A 17,223-nucleotide genomic window follows, 5' to 3' on the forward strand; every position below is an offset into this window, starting at 1 on the left:
AGAAATGCTGGGTCATTGCCAAGCCAATATCCACGCGCTACCGTCGCAACGCGCCCGACAGGCGCGCTTTTGGATCTACACTTTTAGAGATTGGAATTGGTCATGAGATTGATCGGAACAGCAGCAGCCCTTCTTTTGATCGCCACGACAGCACAAGCCACCAGCGTCAGCTACACCGGCATTGAGCTCTCGGAAGGCACTGAAACCATTGGTTTCACGGATGTCACGGTGGCAAAACCGGAGCTGCTTTTGACAGCGACGGCGACCGACGGCGGCGTGATCCGCACCTATGATGTTCTGGGCGAGCAAGGGCTTTATATCGGCGCCGTCCGGCAGGGTCCTTTCACAACCAGCAATACGACCGCGCCCGCCAGCGGCACTTATACCCTCGGGTTTGACAAAGCCGTGACAGAGATCACCTTCAGCCTCGATTATCTGACCAATCTGTTTGGCCCGTCCGAGACGATCTCCGATTTCCGGGTCGACGGCACATTGATTGATCTGACATCGGCCAATTACACCGGGACCACAACGTCGCTGGATGACGTCACCGATGTCATTAGCACGACGGTGCGCCGCGGCACGGGTGTCTTTACCTACAGCGGCGGCCCGTTCTCGTCGCTGTCATTTGTGCATGAACAAAACCCGCGCAACATCGGCTTCACGATCACCTCGCTTGATGTGACGCTGGCGCCAATCCCTTTGCCTGCGGGGCTGCCGCTGCTGTTGGCCGGCCTGGGTGGTCTGGCTCTGATGGCCCGGCGCAAACACAGCTGACCCCGGCCCCTTTCACCTCTTGACCCGCATCCCTGACCGCGTAGGTCAGGGACATGGAAAACGAACCTCAAAGCCGCCTGACGCACCAGTCCCACGAAGACGCCATGGCGTTCTCGCTGGGCACTGCGCTCTGCGCCTTTGGCGTGACAATGCTGACCCATCTTGGGCTTGTCACGGGCCAGACCGCCGGGTTGGCCGTTCTGCTCAGCTATGCAACGGGTGCGAGCTTCGGGCTGGTGTTTTTTGTGGTGAACCTGCCCTTCTATATTCTGGGCTGGCTGCAAATGGGGGCGATGTTCACACTCAAGACCTTCATTGCCGTGAGCATGGTCTCCGCCCTGTCGGAATGGCTGCCCCATCATTTCGTCTTTGAGCAATTGAGCGCGCTGCCCGGCGCGATCATGGCCGGCGCGGTGATTGGCATGGGGCTCATCGTTCTGTTCCGCCATGGCGCCTCGCTTGGCGGGATCGGGATCCTTGGCCTCTGGCTGCAGGACCGATTTGGCATTCAGGCTGGGTGGGTTCAACTGGCCTTTGATGCAGCGCTTTTTGCCGCCGCTTTTGTTCTGCTCGCGCCGGATCTGGTGATCTACTCCCTCGCGGGCGCGGTCATCGTCAATCTGATCATTGCCGTGAACCATCGCAAAGACCGCTACATCGGTCGGTAACGCCGCAGCTGGGCTGAACGCCCAATGAAAAAGGGCGACCCACCGGGCCGCCCCTCCTTCCCGCAAAGCAGGACCCTTTGGCGCGTCATCGGACCCACAAGCGGGCCTCCCTTGAAGCGCATCAGGCCTGGGGATCAGCCCTCCTTCGCAGGAAGCAGACCAGCTGTCTCCGCCGCGGTGACCTCATCTGTATCGAGCATGCCATCGGCATTGGCATCCATGGTCAGAAACGCATCGCCCGTGACTTCGGGATACCCCACCTGCATCTCTTCAAGCGAGAGCATGCCATCGCCATTGGCATCCAGCGCCGCCATCCCGTCGCTCATCGCCAGAAGTGGCGCGGCTGTGACACATGTCAGGGCGAAAGCAGTGATCAGTTTGGGTGTCATGAGTGTAGCTCCTTTTGGTAGCTCAGCTGTTACGTGAAGACACCATCGCGGTGCCTTCATGAGACTAGAGGCGCAAAACCGGGGTTGCGTCCGCGCCTCAGGGGCGGCGTGCAACAGCCCGCCGAAGCACACCCGCGCGATGGGCAGAGCCTCGCGCAAAAAGCCCCCTCGCACCCAATCGGCAAGAACCCCCGGGGTTTTTCTGACGCCATGAAACGCGCAAATGGCCCGCATGGATGATCTCGACACAGACGCTCTCGCGTCCAGACGCAGTGAATTGGTGGGGCTTGCCCGCTACCTCGGTCTCCCTCGGGAGGCCGCAGAAGATGCCGCACAGGCCTGCCTTCTCGATGTGCTGCGTCAGGTAAAGACAGGACGCCAGATCGACAATCCCGTGGCCTATCTCAAGACATCGCTCCGGCGACGATGCAGCAAGTATCGGCGCGACGCGTTGCGCTTTGATGATGAAACCTGCGCGCCCGAGCTCTCTGTCCCTGACGCACAATGGCATATGGCGCTCACCGAAGTGCAATCCGCGCTCCACCGTCTGCCAAAAGCGCAGGCTGACCTCTTGCGCCGCGTCGCCGCTGGAGATCAGAGCCCTCAGCGTCTGGCGCGTGAACTGGGCTTGCCCGAAGGCACGATCATGTCACGCCTCGCGCGCGGACGCGCCCGGTTGCGGGAAGAATTGGGTTTGAAGCCCGGTGATCCGTTTCTCTGAAACACCGCAGCAATTAACCATTTGTGCCCCATTTGTCCGCTAGAAGAACTGGCATGCGCCACCACAGAGAACCTCTGCACATCTCCGCGGCCCCTCGTCATAGCCGCCTGTTCGAGTTGATCCAGCAAGACAACCGACAGCATAAACTGGCCTGCGATGCAGGCGCAGAAGGGCTCAGCCCCGCGGAGGCACAAACCATCCTTGACCGGACCCATCACTCACTGGGTGTCGAGCCACCGGACATGCGTCTCGCACGCAGACTCCGGCGTCACACGATCTCATGGTCTTCAGGGATATTCGGCTGGTCGTAGTCCCGCGCGGTGCCCCTGCGTTCGAAAACGGAGCCGTGAATTTTTGACCCAGCTGGGATAACACGTCGCTCCCCACACGGTGCATACCGCCCAAAGAGGCCAGCCCGGTTCGCGCCCCATCCGTTCTTTTTGCGCAGCAAGGGCCAAAACTCAGCCAGAAACCAGAAAGGTGTCATGCTGTCTTGCGGTTTGGCCACAGGATCAGGCGCCACGTATTTCGCGTTGCCCTGCCCCTCGACAATGTTCTGGACCGTCTCGCCCTCAAACGCCACTCCAAGACGCGCCGCCTCTTCAATCATCCACATCAGGGCCACTTTTCCCAAAGCCGATGCGTCCTCAGGCACCCCGCCGCCGACATCACTGTGCACGCCGGAAAACCAAACCTGCTCCACATCCTGAGGTTCGGGCATCGCCACAGGTGTATAGCTTCCGCCCCAATAGGGCCCGGGGTCCCACAGCGTCGGTCGAAAAAGCCACCGGCGCTCATCAATCGCCAAAGCATGGCGCACAGCGCGCACAGACGGGTTCCGGCTGGAAAACGCATAGGAGCGCAAACGCGGCCCAAAACGTCCCCATTCAATCATCGAGGAGACGGTATCAAACAGCAAAAGCGAGTCGATCTTGATGCGCGGCGCATCCAACACCCGGTTGACAAGGTTCAACTCCGCAAAGGGGTTGGCGCCGGTTTTCTGGCCTGTGTCAAAATCATCTTCGTTGATGCCCTTGTACGCGCGAAACGCATAATTCAGCAGGTTGAGGTTACGCGGCTCGATCATGCCCACGGAATGACAAAACCCCGCCAGAACCCGCGCCGTGTAAGCACCCCGCGAAAAGCCGCACAGCACAACCTTGTCGCCCTCGTTGTAATGCTGCAGCAAGAAGCGGTACGCCTCCTTGACGTTATGCGCCAATCCCCATCCCGTGGCGAGCCCCACAACCTCGATAATCTTGCGCCAAAACCCAAAGACAGCGTTATCCGCCCCAAACGTACCGACACCGGGGTCGTAATAGACCAGCTGCGTCTCGGTCTTCTCCAGTGAGCCATACAGGCGCAACATATGGCTTCTGCGTTTCGTGATCTGGTTCGAGGTGCCATCCAGCAAAAGGACAATGGTCTTGGCTGGGGCCTCCGAGGCGTGCAATGCAACCATGGATAATCTCTTCAAAGCTATAATACAGCTTTGGATTTTATCCCAAGGCGCCAAAAAGCTGAATCAAAAAAGACTGCCTTCCATGGCTCTATAGCGCTTCGCGAAAAACCTGGGTCACGGAAACACTGCCAGGCACCTGCTTTCTCGTGATTTTCGTGATGCTCGATGTATCGGGCTTGCGTTGAAGGGCTTTAGCCACGAAACCCGCTGGCCACGACAAATTTCTCGGAAGAATCCGAGCGCGATGCCGGCGGTTTGAAATGAGCGACTTTCGCAAAGTTCTGCTTGAGGACCTTTTGTAATTCCCCCTCGGCCCCACCGGCCAAAACCTTGGCCACGAACGTGCCCCCCGGGGCGAGAACGTCGAAGGAAAAATAGGCGGCCGTCTCACACAAGGCCATGATCCGCAAATGGTCCGTCTGCTTGTGCCCCGATGACGATGCCGCCATGTCCGACATCACAACATCTGCCGCGCTGCCCAACCACGCCTTGACCTGCGCATCGGCCCCGTCTTCCATGAAATCAAGCTGATAGACCTGCGCCCCCGCCAGCGGCTCAACCTCCTGCAAATCAACGCCAATGATCCGCCCAACAGCCTTGCCGGACTTCTCCCCCAATGCATTGATCCGCGGCACAGCCACCTGCAGCCACCCCCCCGGCGCACAGCCCAGATCCACAACCCGCGCCCCCGGCACAAGGAAGCGATACTTGTCATCAATTTCCATGATTTTGAACGCCGCCCGCCCGCGATAGCCCTCAGCCTGCGCGCGTTTGACGTAAGGATCATTCAACTGCCGCTGCAGCCAGCGCGTCGATGAGAGCTTGCGTCCCCGCGCGGTCTTGACCTTGACCTTGAGATCCCGCTGCCCGCGCCCGGATGTATTCTTGCCGTCAGGTTTCTTGGCCATCTGCTTCTTTCGTCTCCAAATACCTCAGGGGGGAATTGGCCGTCAGGCCAAGGGGGGACAGCGTCCCCCAAACCCCGGCGGTGCGCCGCAGGCGCGACGCAACCCGGATCAATAAGGCCCGCCCTCCAGAACCCCGTCCGCCGACATCTGCGCATAAAGCAAACCTTCGCGCAAACCCCGATCCGCAACCGAGAGCCGGTCCGTCGGCCAACACCGCAACAGCGCTTGCAGGATTGCCGCGCCTGACATGATCAAGGCCTGCCGGTCCTGACCGATCCGCGGATCGCGCCTGCGCCCCGCCGGCCCCATATCCAGATAAGAGGTGATCACCCGGTCAATCTGATCCGAGGTCATCCGCAACCCATCCACTTTCGTGCGATCATACCGCTTGAGCCCCAGATGCGACGCCGCCACCGTGGTCACCGTCCCGGACGTGCCCACGATCTGAAACCCTTCACGCGGCTGCGCATCCCTGTAGGGCTGAAATGCCTCCAGCTGCTCCTCGAAAAACCACGACATGAGCGCATAGCGCGCCGCATCGTTTTCCACATCATTGAACTGATCGCGCAAAGTCGCCACGCCCAGCGGCACGGAAATCCAGTCCACGACCTTGGCTGCGGGAAACGGGCTATCGGGGGGATGAAAACCCGCATGCAGGCGCATGATCGACGCCGGCCGTTCGACAGACGGTACACCGGAGAGATCAAGCCAGACAAGCTCCGTTGAGCCGCCGCCAATATCCACGACCAGCAATTGTTCGGTTTTCGTCGACACAAGCGGAGCACAGGAAATAACCGCAAAGCGCGCCTCTTCTTCCGGCGCGATAATATCAAGCTTCAGCCCTGTTTCGCGTTTGACAAAGCTCACCAGATTGCGCCCGTTGCGCGCGCGCCTGCAGGCCTCGGTCGCCACGAGACGCATCCGTTTCACTTTGTGGCGCTTGAGCTTTTGCGCACAGACACGCATCGCCTGAACCGTGCGCCCGATGGAGGCGCGGCTCAGCCGTCCGGATTTCTCCAAACCCTGCCCCAGCTGGACGGATTTAGAAAAACTGTCGACCACATGGAATTGACTGCCCTTGGGTTGGGCAATCAGCATGCGGCACGAATTTGTGCCCAGATCCAACGCAGCATATAGCTCTGCCGGATCGGGTGGCTGCGGCGCGGGGCTCTCTACCACCTGAGGGAATGCGCCCGCACCTTTCGAGCGCTTGGGCGCCATATTAACGCCCTCCGATGTCGTGTTAGCTCAAGGATATGTCTGCGCGCACCTGCGTGCAAGGCTCACGTGAGGGGATTGGCGTAATAGGCATCCAGATGGGCATACTCGCGCTCCAGCAGCGGACGGATCGCGTCTATGGTCCGGGGCTGCAAATCATCGAGGTCAAGACGCATTTCCGAGCTGTTTTCGCGGGATATATCAACGCTCTTTCCCGATCTGCGGCCGAGCTCTTCCGCCAATTCGCCGATCTGCTCTGTCTTGAAGACACGATCATATCGGAAAGGCTTGGGGCCAATAAAAAGCTCGCAGGGCAGCACATGGTGTTTTATGACGGACGACGCCTCGTAATAGGCATCCAGATGCAAAAAGAAAAAATCCGGGTCGGGATCGCGGCTTAGATGCGAAAACTCCGGGCGGCGCAGGCGGCGGCTGTTGTGCAGATCGCCCAGTTGCACCACGCGGTTGGTATAGACAGACAGCAATCGTTTGACAGGATCTCGCACCACGGCGAACCGCCAATAATCTTGAAACCCGTCCCAACGATGCGGCCGAAACCGCGCGGTTGGATAGATCGCATGCCAGGTATCCGCCGTCCATGTCTCGCGCGGCGGCAAATCCACATCCGGGTCAATCAACGCCAGCATACGCTTGACCGTCGAACACCCAGCCTTGGGCAAAGCCATATAGGCGATCTTGTGGGCCGGAACGGCGATTGCCACGACCATGCTCCTAAACTGCTCCGGGGTGATTTAGCCGCCAGCGCCCCTTCCCGTCAACGCGCGCGCACCCAAATGAATTTCATCTTCGGCTTGAAGATTATGAGCCTGACAAAGGGTCGCGGAGAGGAGAGTTGCGCACTATCTGTACCGCACGTCGCGGATGTGCCTGATCGTGTCGAAAAACAGCAGCGCCCGGTCGTCAGGAATGCGTAGTGAAACACAAGAGTGACGAGAGGATCCCCGATGGCGGATGTAACGGTTGTTTATTGGCGCGATATTCCCGCACAGGTGATCGTCGGCAAGGGACGGCGTGGCGCGAAGGTGCAATTGCCGGAGCGCTTCGAGCAAGCCATTGATCGGGCGGCCATGAAGGTCAATGCCAAGGACGCAGACGCCTATCTCGCTGAATGGCGCAAGGCTGCGCCCTATGCGGTCGAGGGCGATGCCAATGAGGTGGCCGCATCCGAAGCGGCCCGGCTCGACGCGGAATATGATGCTGCGCGCATCAAGCAACTCATCGCCAACGACGGTTGGGCGTAACAGAACATGGGCAAGGGCCCGATCGATTTTTGGGAGGCCGCAATGGCATTGTTGAACTTCAAACGCAAAGAGGCCCGTCCCGCAGGCGCGGACAATGCCGATCTCGCGGCCTTCCTGCAGGGCTATTCCATCGAGGTCATGCCGCGGACAGCCGCCAAGATCGACGATCTGCGTGAGCACCTCGCGCCGGGCACACGTGTCTATATCGCCCATATCGAAGGCACGCCGATCGAGGAAATGGTTGCCACGGCCGCGCGCGTGAAGGCCGAGGGCTTTGATGTCATGCCCCACTTCCCCGCCCGCATCATCCGCGACAAGGCCACGCTGGCCGATTGGATCGCGCGCTATCAGGGCGAAGCGGATGTACGTCAGGCGCTCTTGCTTGCGGGCGGTGTGGCCAAACCCCATGGGGAATTCCATAGCGCGATGCAACTCATGGAGACGGGCCTCTTTGGTGATTTCGAGCGACTCCATGTGGCAGGCCACCCCGAAGGCAACCGCGACATCGACCCCGACGGCTCCATGACCAATGTGGACGAGGCGCTCCGCTGGAAACAGCGCTTCTCCGAGACCACGGAAGCCAAAATGGCACTGGCCACGCAATTTGCCTTTGACGCAGGCCCCATCATCGCATGGGCCAATGGCCTGAAGGCCGCGGGCATCGACCTGCCGATCCACATTGGCATCGCAGGGCCTGCCAAATTGCAAACCCTGATCAAATTCGCCATCGCCTGCGGCGTCGGGCCCTCGCTCAAGGTCCTTCAGAAACGCGCCATGGATGTGAGCAAGCTGCTCGTCCCGTACGAGCCCACCGACGTGCTCAGCGCGCTCGCGGCTCACAAAGCCGCGAACCCTGACTTCAACATCGAACAGGTGCATTTCTTCCCGCTGGGTGGGATCAAGAGCAACGCCACATGGGCCACCGAGAATGGCGGCGGCGCTCCCGCTGCTCAGTGAACGCACCGTAAGCGAGCACGGGCAAGACACCTGCGGGACACTCACGTGGCGCTGACGCGCCGCGCGCGACGCCTTGGCGCCTGCGACAAAATCCCAAGCACGTCTTCGTGCCCGGCATTCACCCTTGCGTCAGGTATCGCAAATCGCATCCTGTCGCAGGTGGTGGCCTTCGAGAGGAGGTCTTGAAGCGGTATTTGACTGACTTGTCTCACCTGACGCTGCCTGAAATCCACGATTTCAACGCAGTCAGATGAGGAACCAAAACGAGGTTGGTTCAAAACGCTCCAATTGGGAACCGAGTGCGAATCTTGGACTGCCCCCGCAACTGTAAGCTGACATGGCCCTGTGCCATCGTCAGCAAGTCAGGATACCAGCCGCCTCCATGAAACCGCCGGGCGAAAACCGGCCACTTAAGTTGCGTCGGGTGGACGCGAAGGGACAATACATGCATATCGAACCAGGCGTCGTCGACGGCGCGAAAATGGTCCTCGCCTATGGGACCGCCGCGGCAGCCGCCGGCTATTCTCTCAAACTCATCAAGGACGACCTTAAGGCCCATTCCATTGCCTCCTTCTGCCTGCGCAGTGTCATTTCGATGGTTGGGGTCTTTGTTTTCTTCGAGGTCTTCCCGCATTTCGCGGTGGGCGTCTCGGAGGTGCACATCATCCTTGGCACAACCCTGTTTCTGCTCATGGGCGCGGGCCCGGCGGCGGTCGGGCTGGCTGGGGGGCTGGCAGTTCAAGGCCTGTTCTTTGCGCCCTCGGATGTGCCGATGTATTTCGTGAATGTCACGACCCTGCTCTTCCCGCTCTTCGCGGTGGATGCGCTGGCGCGCCGGTTCGTGCCCCGTACCACGGCCTATGTGGATCTGCGCTATGTCGATGTGCTCAAGGTGTCGGCGGTCTGTCAAGGCGGCGTGGTGGCATGGGTCGCATTCTGGGCGATCTATGGCCAGGGCGTCGGCGCCGACAACCTCTCGGCGGTCATGAGCTTTGACGCGGCCTATCTGCTCGTCATCGCAATCGAGCCTCTGGCCGATCTTGCGGTGCTGGCCGGGGCGAAGGGCCTGCGCAGCCTCACCGAGCGTGGCGTATTCATCCAACGGTTGCATAACCCTGCCTGAGGCGAACCCACAGCAGATCAGCGGCGGCCACCCATGCTTTGGGTGGCCGTTTTCATTTGCCCAACCCGCCTCACAATCATCATGCAGGGTTTGATCGTGTAAGTCGCCCGCGTCTCCGGTTATGTCGTTTGCGCGCAGACCCGTTGGCATCCCGCCTCTAGGGTCGCGCCAAAGCAGATATCCCACGGCTCCGACAGGGCCCACCACGAAGAGAATGCACATGACCCGCACCGTTATCGAGTCGAAAACAAAAACCGCCATCATCGGCTTTGACGAGCCCTTTTGCGTCATTGGTGAACGCATCAACCCGACCGGGCGCAAAGTGCTGAATGAAGAGCTTGAGCGCGGTGATTTTTCGCGCGTGCAGGCCGATGCCGTGGCGCAGGTAGCCGCCGGAGCCAATGTGCTCGATATCAATTCCGGCGCGGTTTTCTCAAACAAAATGGCCGAAGATCCGCGCTACGCTGACAACAACTTCGTCGAGCCGACGCTCATGAAAGAGCTGATCGCAAAAGTGCAGGAGGTGACAGATTGCCCGCTGTGCATCGACAGCTCTGTGCCCGGAGCGCTGGAAAACGGCCTTGCCGCCGCAGAGGGGCGTCCCTTGCTCAACTCCGTGACCGGGGAAGAAGAACGCCTCGAGATGGTCTTGCCGCTGGTTGCGAAATACAACGTACCGGTGGTCGCGATCTCCAATGATGACACGGGCATCTCGGAGGACCCGGACGTGCGTTTTGCCGTGGCCAAAAAGATCGTGGAGCGCGCGGCAGACTTTGGCATTCCCGCCCATGACATTGTGGTCGATCCGCTGGTCATGCCCATCGGGGCCATGGGAACGGCTGGTCTACAGGTGTTCACTCTTGTTCGGCGCCTGCGCGAAGAGCTGGGCGTGAACACGACCTGTGGCGCCTCCAACATTTCCTTTGGCCTGCCCAACCGCCACGGTATCAACAATGCCTTCCTGCCCATGGCCATGACCGCCGGAATGACATCCGCGATTATGAACCCGGTTGCCTTGCCGGTTGGCCCCAAGCGGATTGAAGAGAAAAAGGCCGAGATTGCCGCGGCTGGCATTATCCTTCCCGAAGGCATGGACGATGAAACCTTCGTCACGCTCTTTGGTTTGGGGTCGACCCAGCCAAAACCTGGTAAGGAAATGGAGGCCATTCGCGCGGCAAACTTCCTGACCAACAATGACGACGGCGGCGCAGCCTGGATTCATTTCAACAAGCAGCCGCCAAAAGCAGGGCAGGAAGGCCGTGGCCGCGCGGGACGCACCGGCGGACGGCGACGTCGGTCCTGATCAAACCAATCGCTGCTTTGGAGCAGCGCTGATCGAGAAAAGTGTGGGGCACCATCCCCACACCGCCACAGGCCACACAGATACGCGAGAGGGCCTAACGACCTTCGTAATTTGCAGGCCGTTTTTCCAGGAAAGCCACGACGCCTTCGCGGAAATCAAAGGTTTTCCCGCATTTGCCCTGCAACTTTGCCTCCAGCGCAAGCTGTTCGTCGAGACTATTGTCAAAGGAGCCGCGAATAGCCTCCTTGACATGGGCATAGGCCTGCGTTGGCCCCTTTGCCAAATGCGCGGCCCGCGCGCGCCAGTGGGCCTCAAACTGATCATCTGCGACGTGTTCGTAGATCATGCCCCACTCGTCCGCCTGTTTGGCCGAAATCTTGTCCGCGAAGAGAGCCGCCCCCATCGCCTTGGCCGCCCCCATCTGGCGAGGCAGCCAATAGGTGCCGCCAGCATCCGGGATCAAGCCAATCCGTGTAAACGCCTGAAGGAAAAAAGCGCTTTCTGTGGCAATGACAACATCTGCGGCAAGGGCGAGGTTGGCCCCTGCCCCGGCCGCTGCGCCATTCACCGCGCAGATCGTGGGGATCGGCGCATCAAAGATTGCCCGCAACATCGGGACATATTCATCGCGCAACGTCCGTTCGAGATCGAGATTGGCTGCATTGGCGCGATCCCCCAGATCCTGGCCTGAGCAAAACGCGCGGCCTGCGCCCGTCAGCGCAAGAACACGGGCCTTGCCGCTTGCATCTTTGACCGCGTGCAGAATTTCAGCGCGCATCTGTGTATTGAGGGCATTCATGACATCAGGCCGTGACAGCGTCAAAACAGCAATGTCATCGGTGATGTCGAGGGTGATGGTCTGATAGTCCATGGCGCGCTCCGGCTCGTTCGAGGGTTGCGCGCGAGACTGGCCCAAAGCATTGCCAAGGGCCAGTCAAAACCTTGCGTCACGAAGCGCGGCGCCACTCATTGAGGGCTGGATTGTCTTCCTTGGGACCCGCTTCCATATCGGCCTCACCCTCTTCAAGCGCCTCGAGGGATTTGAGGTTGTGGACAACGCCGGGCACGCGGGCGATGGTTTCGGCAAGTTCACGTTGAAACTGCTGCCCTTTGCTTTGGTGCCTCGCACCAAAATAGAAGCTCACGATAGCGCCCAACAGCCACCAGAGCGGTTCTGGGACAAGCGCAATGCCCTGCATGCGCGCGGCAAACCAGACCGGATCGACCATCGCAGCAATGAAGAGACCAAGCGTCCCCAAAGCCAAAGCAGGACGTGGCACGCGATTGATCGCGTCCATCAGGCGATCAAACCATCCCCGGCGTTGCAGGCGAAACTCTCCTGCGAATTGCTCAAGCGTTGCGCCATGCATCGAATTGGCGCGAGAGGCGCTTTTCTCTGCATTCTCCCGAAAAACCTCAACGGTCTCGACAATCGTGTTGCGACCACCGCCAAAGACAGCGCCAAGAATGCGCTCGATCAGCCCCATGACGCCACCCGCTTTTGAAAGTCCTGTGTGCTGAGGTGATGGCGGGGTGAGATGAATTCTTCCGCACGTTTGATCCAGCCGCCTTTGCCCCCGGCGCGCGTACGCGCGTATTTGCGGGAGGCAGGCCTGCGATCCGCGATGCGGAAGTAGTAATTGCGCCGGGCGATGCCATAGGCGTCGGCAAAGGCCTCCGGCGCGCGCTCTGCGGCCTCATGGGCCGCGCCCGCCGTTTGCGGCCCGATGACACCATCTACCACGATATCAAAGCCCATATCTCGCAGCATCCGCTGCAAGATGCGAACGGCATTGCTCCCGGCGTTGACATACATGTCGAACACGCTGGCCTGCACGACGTCAGGCAAGAGCGCAATGCCGGGCTTGGTGTAGTAGTGACGCAGAAAAATATCGACCGCCTGATCGCGGTTCAAGCGCTTCACATCTTCCGGCGTGATCTTGCCATCGCCATCCAGATCAAGCCCGAGACGGCGCATGGTGTGGATGGTAACGCCAAAATTGGTCGCGCCGCCGGGATCATCGGGATCGTTTACATAGCCGCCTTCGCGCGCGATGATGTCTTCTGCGAGTTGTCTCACATGTCTGCTCATGGTGAACCTCTTGCCTCGTGTCTTGGACACAGGCAGGGTCTCGCAGAGCCGTTAAGTTATATGCTGACAACCGCGCGCTGGTCGCGGGCGCATCGCTAAGAGACTAGTAACCCGCATCCTCTTCCGCGGCAGAGGCCGGATCCCAGTGGCCTTGTTCCTTGAGCGCATCGACGACCTCTCGCGGCATATATGTCTCATCGTGGCGCGCCAGGATCTCCGTCGCCTGGAACACCCCATCGATGTACTTGCCGGTGCCCACCATGCCTTCTCCTTCGCCAAAGAGATCGGGCAGAATTCCGGTATAGGTCACAGCGACCACGCCATTGCCATCGGTCACATTGAAGGTGACGTTGTTGCTCGCGCCAAGCTCCAACGAGCCTTCTTCGACCAATCCACCAATCCGGAACGTCTCCGTGGCCGCAGGTGGCTCAGCGATAACTTCCGTTGGCGAGCGGAAAAAGTTGATCCCGTCGCGCATGGCGTAGCCAATAATCCCGGTGGCTGCGATGAGCGCCACCGTCGCCACGGCGATGACCTGGATCCGTCTTTGTTTTTTCAGGTTCTTCATGTCAGAGCCTTTCTCATGGGAAGAGCGGCGCAAGCATCAAGCCAGACGTCTCGTCCTCTCCCAGCATTAGATTGGCGTTTTGCAGCGCCTGTCCAGAGGAGCCCTTCGTCAAATTGTCGAGTGCGGCAATAAGGATCACCTTTCCGGGGATACGATCCGCCACGATGCCAATATGCACGAAGTTGGACCCGCGCACATGATGCGTGCTGGGGGTTTCACCAAATGGTAAGACTTCGACGAATGGTTCGTCCGCGTAGGCTTTTGTCATCACTTCGTAAATGGTCCGCGCGTCGCCCGAAACATAGCACGTCGCCAGAATCCCGCGATTGGCGGGAAGCAGATGCGGCGTGAATTGAATGCGGACGTCGCGGCCGGCCAGTTTCGAAAACTCCTGATCGAACTCACCCAAATGGCGGTGCGTCCCGCCCACGGCATAGCCGTGATAGCCCTCCGACAATTCGGCATGCAGCAGGTTTTCCTTCAAAGACCTGCCCGCCCCGGAAACCGCGCATTTCAGATCCAGAATGATATTGTCCAGATCAATGGCATCCGCAGAAATCAACGGACGCAAAAGAAATTGACCCGTCGCAGCATTACACCCGGTGCCCGCGACGAGCCGCGCCCGGGCGATCTCGTCACGGTAGAACTCCGTGAGCCCATAGACCGCCTCCGTCTGAATATCCACGGCGGCATGCGGATTGCCATACCATTGAGCATAGGCCTCTGGATCGCGCAGCCTGAAATCCGCAGACAAGTCGACAATCTTCAAGGTCTTGGGCAGGCGATTGATCACCTCCTGAGACGTCTTGTGCGGCAAGGCGCAAAAGCACAAATCCACGCCCGAAAAATCGATCTCGTCAATTTTCACAAGCGCTGGCATGTCCAAGTGTCGCAAATGTGGGAAGACAGCGCCCAGTTCCTGGCCTGCTTTTCGCTCAGCCGAAAGCGCCACAATTTCCAGGTTCGGATGCGTTGCAATGAGCCGAACAAGTTCCGCACCGGTGTAGCCCGATGCACCCAGAATTGCGATTTTATGTGTCATGTCAGTGCCTTCCGATGCACTCTTTTGATGGCAGTTTGCCCAGGCCTACCTATGCGATTTCAAGGCCAATGTGCAAGGCCATGGGCTTGTGGCCTGGGGCGCATTTTCGTAGCCTCGAACGTGATGACGCATATTTTCGTTCTCCTCGGCTCCGATGCCGTGACACATATGGCCTCGTCCACCGATGTTGTGATCTCGTTGGGTCCGTTGGCGACACGTGCCATGCTCTTTGCGATCGCCACAGCCATCTTTGGCCTTGCGGGCAAAATCGTCTTTGACATTTATCAAAAAGTGCAGCGCACGCGGCAGGAACGCGACGCCGAAAACAGGCATACGCAACAGGTCCTCGTAGATATTATTCTCGACGCGTCTTATGACCGGATTTCCATTGCGGAATTTCAACGGGAAGACACGCAAATCAACCTTGCGGCCCAAATTGACGAAGGACCATCCGATTTCCGGGTCTATTTCCCGCCCAGCCAACAAGACCCCACATGGGCTGACTATCGCACAGTCCGGCGTCATCTGCGCGTGGGCCTCATGGTGGCCTGTGATCGCTATCTTGAGGAATCGACGCTATATCATCGCTCCTATGCACACCTGGCATCCGATGATTTCGCCGCTCTCAGCACCGCGCGCAAAAAGACCGCCGTCGCGAAGATCCGCGCTCAAAGCAAAAAAGTTCTCAACGAAATCAATAAGATGCTGGAAGCCATGGAGCGCGATGAACGCGCAAGACCCACCCTTGCGAAGGTGCGCAAGGATGCCGGCATTCAGATAGACATTACAAAATAGACAAGCGCGCACGAGCCTGCGTCGGCGACGTTGCGTTTATCGTCAGATCAGGACGATGGGAGGAAGTGGTCCGTTAGCCATACTGGTAACTCTCCTTATCTCTGATAGAAACATAGCAAAACCAGAGCCGATTTTCAAGGTGCAGACCATGTGTCGGGCAACGCTCAGGCGCGCTCAAACACAATTTCGCGGCGCAGGAACCGTGTCGCCCCCCGGCCGACGCGCTCTGGATCGCCTGTTGTCAAAAAGCGGTTCGTCTTGCCCGGCCCCACCATGTCCGGCCGTCGTTCCAGATAATCCGCGAGGCTTTCGGCCACGAGATTAGCCTGCGAATAGACTTTGACGTCCGCCCCCAAAGCCGCCTGAAAAATCTCTTCCATGATCGGATAATGCGTGCAGCCCAGTATCGCAGCATGGGGGTCCGGCATCTTGCGGTGCAGCGCATCCACATGGGAGCGGACCAGCGCTTCGGCAAGGATCATGTCGCCCTCTTCAATCGCATCGACAACACCGCCACAGGCCTGTGCCTCAACATCAACACCAATCGCGCGAAAGGCCAGCTCCCGCTGAAAGGCTCGGCTGGCAACCGTCGCCGGTGTTGCAAACAGCGCCACGTGTTTCACCGCGACCTCGCGCGGCGGAGAATTGTCCCCCCATTGCCGCTCAGTGAGCGCTTCGATCAAAGGGACAAAGACCCCCAACACGCGCTTGCCCTCTGGCACGCCCGCCTCCTGCATCCGCCGCAACGCCGCCGCAGAAGCCGTATTGCACGCAAGGATGACCAGATTGCACCCCTCGGACCAGAGCCGCTCGACGGCGCGCTTGGTCAGCGTATGGATGTCATCTGCATCACGCACGCCATAAGGCGCATGGGCGCTATCAGCGAAATAGACCAGTGGCTGGTCAGGCAGACGCTTTGAGACAGCATCCAGCACGGTTAATCCGCCAAGACCGCTGTCAAATATTCCAATGGCCACGATGCGCCTCCGGGGTTGTCAGGTTTTCCGCCGCTCTTCAAATTCATACCCGTAGTCACGGGGCAAGGGCACTGGCGACAGATCGTATGTGGATCGTCGCAGGAAATCCATCATCGCGCGACCGTCTTTTGCGCGAGCCTGAATTTCCGCATCGTCAATTGGCTCGCCCACGACGACGCGCACCGGCGTATCCACGCGCTTTTTGAATTCCTTGATCAAAAGCCCCATGCGCAAGGTGACGTGCAGATGGGAGGCCAGCTGGAACAGACGCGAGGTATGACCATCGAAGTAGAGAGGCACAACACTTGCCCCGGATTTGGCAATCATCCGAGCGGTAAAGGACCGCCAGCCGGGATCCAGCGGATGGCCGAAAAGTTTGGCCGCCGTTGCAACAGTCCCGCCAGGGAAAATGCCGATGCATCCGCCCTGCCCGAGATACCGAAGCGCTTCTTTGCGGGTCTCCAGGTTTTGCTGCATCGCCTCGCGCGTCTCATCGAAGGACACGGGCAGCACAACACGGTTCAACTCCTCCGCACGGCGAAACACGGAATTCGCGAGTATGCGAAAGTCCCCGCGCACGACCGACAGGATATGCCCCATGATCAGCCCATCGAGAATGCCGTAAGGATGATTGGCAATCACGATCAGTGGCCCGTCCTTGGGCAGATTGTCCAACTGCCCCCCGATTACGTCCAACGAAAGCCCGTAGCGCTCGACCATGACTTGCCAGAAGTCGCGCCCTGCGGCGACTTCCGTCTCATACCCCTCAGCGCGTTTGATCAGGCCCAATCGCCCCGTCGCGTTCTCCATCAGACGGATCATCGCGCGTCCGCCCCGGGTCTGGGCGGAATAGGCATAGCTGATATCACGAGCAACGTGCCTACCTGGCATCAGACAACCTCAGTTGATCAGATTTCCGGGCGTTCTAACCCGAATGCCCGCGTAAGGCGAGTGATTGCAT

The 17,223-nt window shown here is 59.4% G+C and carries 20 protein-coding genes and 1 riboswitch; of the genes, 8 read left to right on the plus strand and 12 right to left on the minus strand.

The features are described from left to right. Positions 1-102 precede the first annotated feature (102 nt). Together ACP15S_RS09585 and ACP15S_RS09590 are read left to right on the plus strand one after the other, a co-directional pair. Positions 103-777: a VPLPA-CTERM sorting domain-containing protein gene (locus tag ACP15S_RS09585; RefSeq protein ID WP_425039343.1), complete on the plus strand. Its 675-nt coding sequence runs from the start codon at positions 103-105 to the stop codon at positions 775-777. A 53-nt stretch (positions 778-830) separates the two neighbouring features. Then, positions 831-1,445 carry a YitT family protein gene (locus ACP15S_RS09590; RefSeq protein WP_425039344.1) on the plus strand — a complete coding sequence of 205 codons (615 nt, stop codon included), beginning with the start codon at positions 831-833 and terminating at the stop codon, positions 1,443-1,445. Between the two features lie 134 nt (positions 1,446-1,579). Here ACP15S_RS09590 and ACP15S_RS09595 read toward each other — a convergent pair whose 3' ends face one another. After that, complete coding sequence (locus tag ACP15S_RS09595; protein ID WP_425039345.1) at positions 1,580-1,834, minus strand: EF-hand domain-containing protein; 255 nt, start codon at positions 1,832-1,834, stop codon at positions 1,580-1,582. A gap of 232 nt (positions 1,835-2,066) precedes the next feature. On the opposite strand from ACP15S_RS09595, the gene ACP15S_RS09600 reads away from it, so the two are divergent. Further along, positions 2,067-2,555, plus strand: coding sequence for an RNA polymerase sigma factor (locus ACP15S_RS09600; RefSeq protein ID WP_425039346.1), 489 nt, complete (start codon positions 2,067-2,069; stop codon positions 2,553-2,555). Positions 2,556-2,823: 268 nt separating this feature from the next. Here the strand turns inward: ACP15S_RS09600 and ACP15S_RS09605 are convergent, their stop codons facing one another. The 4 genes from ACP15S_RS09605 to ACP15S_RS09620 form a co-directional block, all read right to left on the minus strand. Beyond that, on the minus strand, positions 2,824-4,017 hold the full coding sequence (locus ACP15S_RS09605) for a T6SS phospholipase effector Tle1-like catalytic domain-containing protein (protein WP_425039347.1): 1,194 nt from the start codon (positions 4,015-4,017) through the stop codon (positions 2,824-2,826). A 191-nt stretch (positions 4,018-4,208) separates the two neighbouring features. Then, positions 4,209-4,925 carry an RlmE family RNA methyltransferase gene (locus ACP15S_RS09610; RefSeq protein ID WP_425039348.1) on the minus strand — a complete coding sequence of 239 codons (717 nt, stop codon included), beginning with the start codon at positions 4,923-4,925 and terminating at the stop codon, positions 4,209-4,211. 108 nt (positions 4,926-5,033) lie between these two features. After that, the gene (locus ACP15S_RS09615) at positions 5,034-6,146 is read right to left on the minus strand and encodes a Ppx/GppA phosphatase family protein (protein WP_425039349.1); all 1,113 of its coding nucleotides are present in this window, start codon (positions 6,144-6,146) and stop codon (positions 5,034-5,036) included. Between the two features lie 62 nt (positions 6,147-6,208). Further along, positions 6,209-6,865 (minus strand): sulfotransferase family 2 domain-containing protein, encoded by a 657-nt coding sequence (locus tag ACP15S_RS09620; protein WP_425039350.1) that lies wholly within the window; start codon positions 6,863-6,865, stop codon positions 6,209-6,211. 243 nt (positions 6,866-7,108) lie between these two features. On the opposite strand from ACP15S_RS09620, the gene ACP15S_RS09625 reads away from it, so the two are divergent. From ACP15S_RS09625 to ACP15S_RS09640, 4 genes are all read left to right on the plus strand, one after another. Further along, positions 7,109-7,405 carry a virulence factor gene (locus tag ACP15S_RS09625; RefSeq protein WP_425039351.1) on the plus strand — a complete coding sequence of 99 codons (297 nt, stop codon included), beginning with the start codon at positions 7,109-7,111 and terminating at the stop codon, positions 7,403-7,405. Between the two features lie 42 nt (positions 7,406-7,447). Further along, a complete protein-coding gene (locus ACP15S_RS09630) occupies positions 7,448-8,362 on the plus strand; it encodes a methylenetetrahydrofolate reductase (RefSeq protein WP_425039352.1) in 915 nt (304 codons plus the stop codon). 249 nt (positions 8,363-8,611) lie between these two features. Then, a riboswitch (cobalamin riboswitch) is annotated at positions 8,612-8,755 on the plus strand. Between the two features lie 52 nt (positions 8,756-8,807). Next, positions 8,808-9,485, plus strand: coding sequence for an energy-coupling factor ABC transporter permease (locus ACP15S_RS09635; protein ID WP_425039353.1), 678 nt, complete (start codon positions 8,808-8,810; stop codon positions 9,483-9,485). Between the two features lie 220 nt (positions 9,486-9,705). Further along, complete coding sequence (locus ACP15S_RS09640) at positions 9,706-10,788, plus strand: dihydropteroate synthase (protein ID WP_425039354.1); 1,083 nt, start codon at positions 9,706-9,708, stop codon at positions 10,786-10,788. Between the two features lie 94 nt (positions 10,789-10,882). Here ACP15S_RS09640 and ACP15S_RS09645 read toward each other — a convergent pair whose 3' ends face one another. The 5 genes from ACP15S_RS09645 to argC all read right to left on the minus strand — a co-directional run bounded on the left by ACP15S_RS09645 (position 10,883) and on the right by argC (position 14,490). Then, the gene (locus tag ACP15S_RS09645) at positions 10,883-11,659 is read right to left on the minus strand and encodes an enoyl-CoA hydratase-related protein (protein ID WP_425039355.1); all 777 of its coding nucleotides are present in this window, start codon (positions 11,657-11,659) and stop codon (positions 10,883-10,885) included. Between the two features lie 76 nt (positions 11,660-11,735). After that, on the minus strand, positions 11,736-12,275 hold the full coding sequence (locus ACP15S_RS09650; RefSeq protein ID WP_425039356.1) for a holin family protein: 540 nt from the start codon (positions 12,273-12,275) through the stop codon (positions 11,736-11,738). Then, on the minus strand, positions 12,266-12,880 hold the full coding sequence (locus ACP15S_RS09655; RefSeq protein WP_425039357.1) for a holin-associated N-acetylmuramidase: 615 nt from the start codon (positions 12,878-12,880) through the stop codon (positions 12,266-12,268). Before ACP15S_RS09655 ends, ACP15S_RS09650 begins: the two co-directional genes overlap by 10 nt. A 103-nt stretch (positions 12,881-12,983) precedes the next feature. Then, complete coding sequence (gene ccmE / locus ACP15S_RS09660) at positions 12,984-13,448, minus strand: cytochrome c maturation protein CcmE (RefSeq protein ID WP_425039358.1); 465 nt, start codon at positions 13,446-13,448, stop codon at positions 12,984-12,986. Positions 13,449-13,461: 13 nt separating this feature from the next. Further along, on the minus strand, positions 13,462-14,490 hold the full coding sequence (argC, locus tag ACP15S_RS09665; protein WP_425039359.1) for an N-acetyl-gamma-glutamyl-phosphate reductase: 1,029 nt from the start codon (positions 14,488-14,490) through the stop codon (positions 13,462-13,464). A 123-nt stretch (positions 14,491-14,613) separates the two neighbouring features. Here argC and ACP15S_RS09670 point away from each other — a divergent pair, with 123 nt between their 5' ends. Further along, positions 14,614-15,285, plus strand: a complete 672-nt coding sequence (locus tag ACP15S_RS09670; RefSeq protein WP_425039360.1) for a hypothetical protein — start codon at positions 14,614-14,616, stop codon at positions 15,283-15,285. 164 nt (positions 15,286-15,449) lie between these two features. Here ACP15S_RS09670 and ACP15S_RS09675 read toward each other — a convergent pair whose 3' ends face one another. Then, complete coding sequence (locus tag ACP15S_RS09675; protein WP_425039361.1) at positions 15,450-16,262, minus strand: glutamate racemase; 813 nt, start codon at positions 16,260-16,262, stop codon at positions 15,450-15,452. Positions 16,263-16,280: 18 nt separating this feature from the next. Then, positions 16,281-17,153, minus strand: a complete 873-nt coding sequence (locus ACP15S_RS09680) for a lysophospholipid acyltransferase family protein (RefSeq protein ID WP_425039362.1) — start codon at positions 17,151-17,153, stop codon at positions 16,281-16,283. Between the last annotated feature and the right edge of the window lie 70 nt (positions 17,154-17,223).

This window comes from Primorskyibacter sp. S187A, assembly GCF_049800955.1.
Classification (GTDB): domain Bacteria; phylum Pseudomonadota; class Alphaproteobacteria; order Rhodobacterales; family Rhodobacteraceae; genus JAKVBH01.

Bases quoted from the DNA above. Each gene is read 5' to 3' on its own strand.
- ACP15S_RS09670 (WP_425039360.1), top strand. From the start codon at position 14,614: ATGACGCATATTTTCGTTCTCCTCGGCTCCGATGCCGTGACACATATG.
- ACP15S_RS09625 (WP_425039351.1), top strand. From the start codon at position 7,109: ATGGCGGATGTAACGGTTGTTTATTGGCGCGATATTCCCGCACAGGTG.
- ACP15S_RS09645 (WP_425039355.1), bottom strand. From the start codon at position 11,659: ATGGACTATCAGACCATCACCCTCGACATCACCGATGACATTGCTGTT.
- ACP15S_RS09630 (WP_425039352.1), top strand. From the start codon at position 7,448: ATGGCATTGTTGAACTTCAAACGCAAAGAGGCCCGTCCCGCAGGCGCG.
- ACP15S_RS09640 (WP_425039354.1), top strand. From the start codon at position 9,706: ATGACCCGCACCGTTATCGAGTCGAAAACAAAAACCGCCATCATCGGC.
- ACP15S_RS09615 (WP_425039349.1), bottom strand. From the start codon at position 6,146: ATGGCGCCCAAGCGCTCGAAAGGTGCGGGCGCATTCCCTCAGGTGGTA.
- ACP15S_RS09680 (WP_425039362.1), bottom strand. From the start codon at position 17,153: ATGCCAGGTAGGCACGTTGCTCGTGATATCAGCTATGCCTATTCCGCC.
- argC (WP_425039359.1), bottom strand. From the start codon at position 14,490: ATGACACATAAAATCGCAATTCTGGGTGCATCGGGCTACACCGGTGCG.
- ACP15S_RS09635 (WP_425039353.1), top strand. From the start codon at position 8,808: ATGCATATCGAACCAGGCGTCGTCGACGGCGCGAAAATGGTCCTCGCC.
- ccmE (WP_425039358.1), bottom strand. From the start codon at position 13,448: ATGAAGAACCTGAAAAAACAAAGACGGATCCAGGTCATCGCCGTGGCG.
- ACP15S_RS09650 (WP_425039356.1), bottom strand. From the start codon at position 12,275: ATGGGGCTGATCGAGCGCATTCTTGGCGCTGTCTTTGGCGGTGGTCGC.
- ACP15S_RS09655 (WP_425039357.1), bottom strand. From the start codon at position 12,880: ATGAGCAGACATGTGAGACAACTCGCAGAAGACATCATCGCGCGCGAA.
- ACP15S_RS09585 (WP_425039343.1), top strand. From the start codon at position 103: ATGAGATTGATCGGAACAGCAGCAGCCCTTCTTTTGATCGCCACGACA.
- ACP15S_RS09610 (WP_425039348.1), bottom strand. From the start codon at position 4,925: ATGGCCAAGAAACCTGACGGCAAGAATACATCCGGGCGCGGGCAGCGG.
- ACP15S_RS09600 (WP_425039346.1), top strand. From the start codon at position 2,067: ATGGATGATCTCGACACAGACGCTCTCGCGTCCAGACGCAGTGAATTG.
- ACP15S_RS09590 (WP_425039344.1), top strand. From the start codon at position 831: ATGGAAAACGAACCTCAAAGCCGCCTGACGCACCAGTCCCACGAAGAC.
- ACP15S_RS09595 (WP_425039345.1), bottom strand. From the start codon at position 1,834: ATGACACCCAAACTGATCACTGCTTTCGCCCTGACATGTGTCACAGCC.
- ACP15S_RS09605 (WP_425039347.1), bottom strand. From the start codon at position 4,017: ATGGTTGCATTGCACGCCTCGGAGGCCCCAGCCAAGACCATTGTCCTT.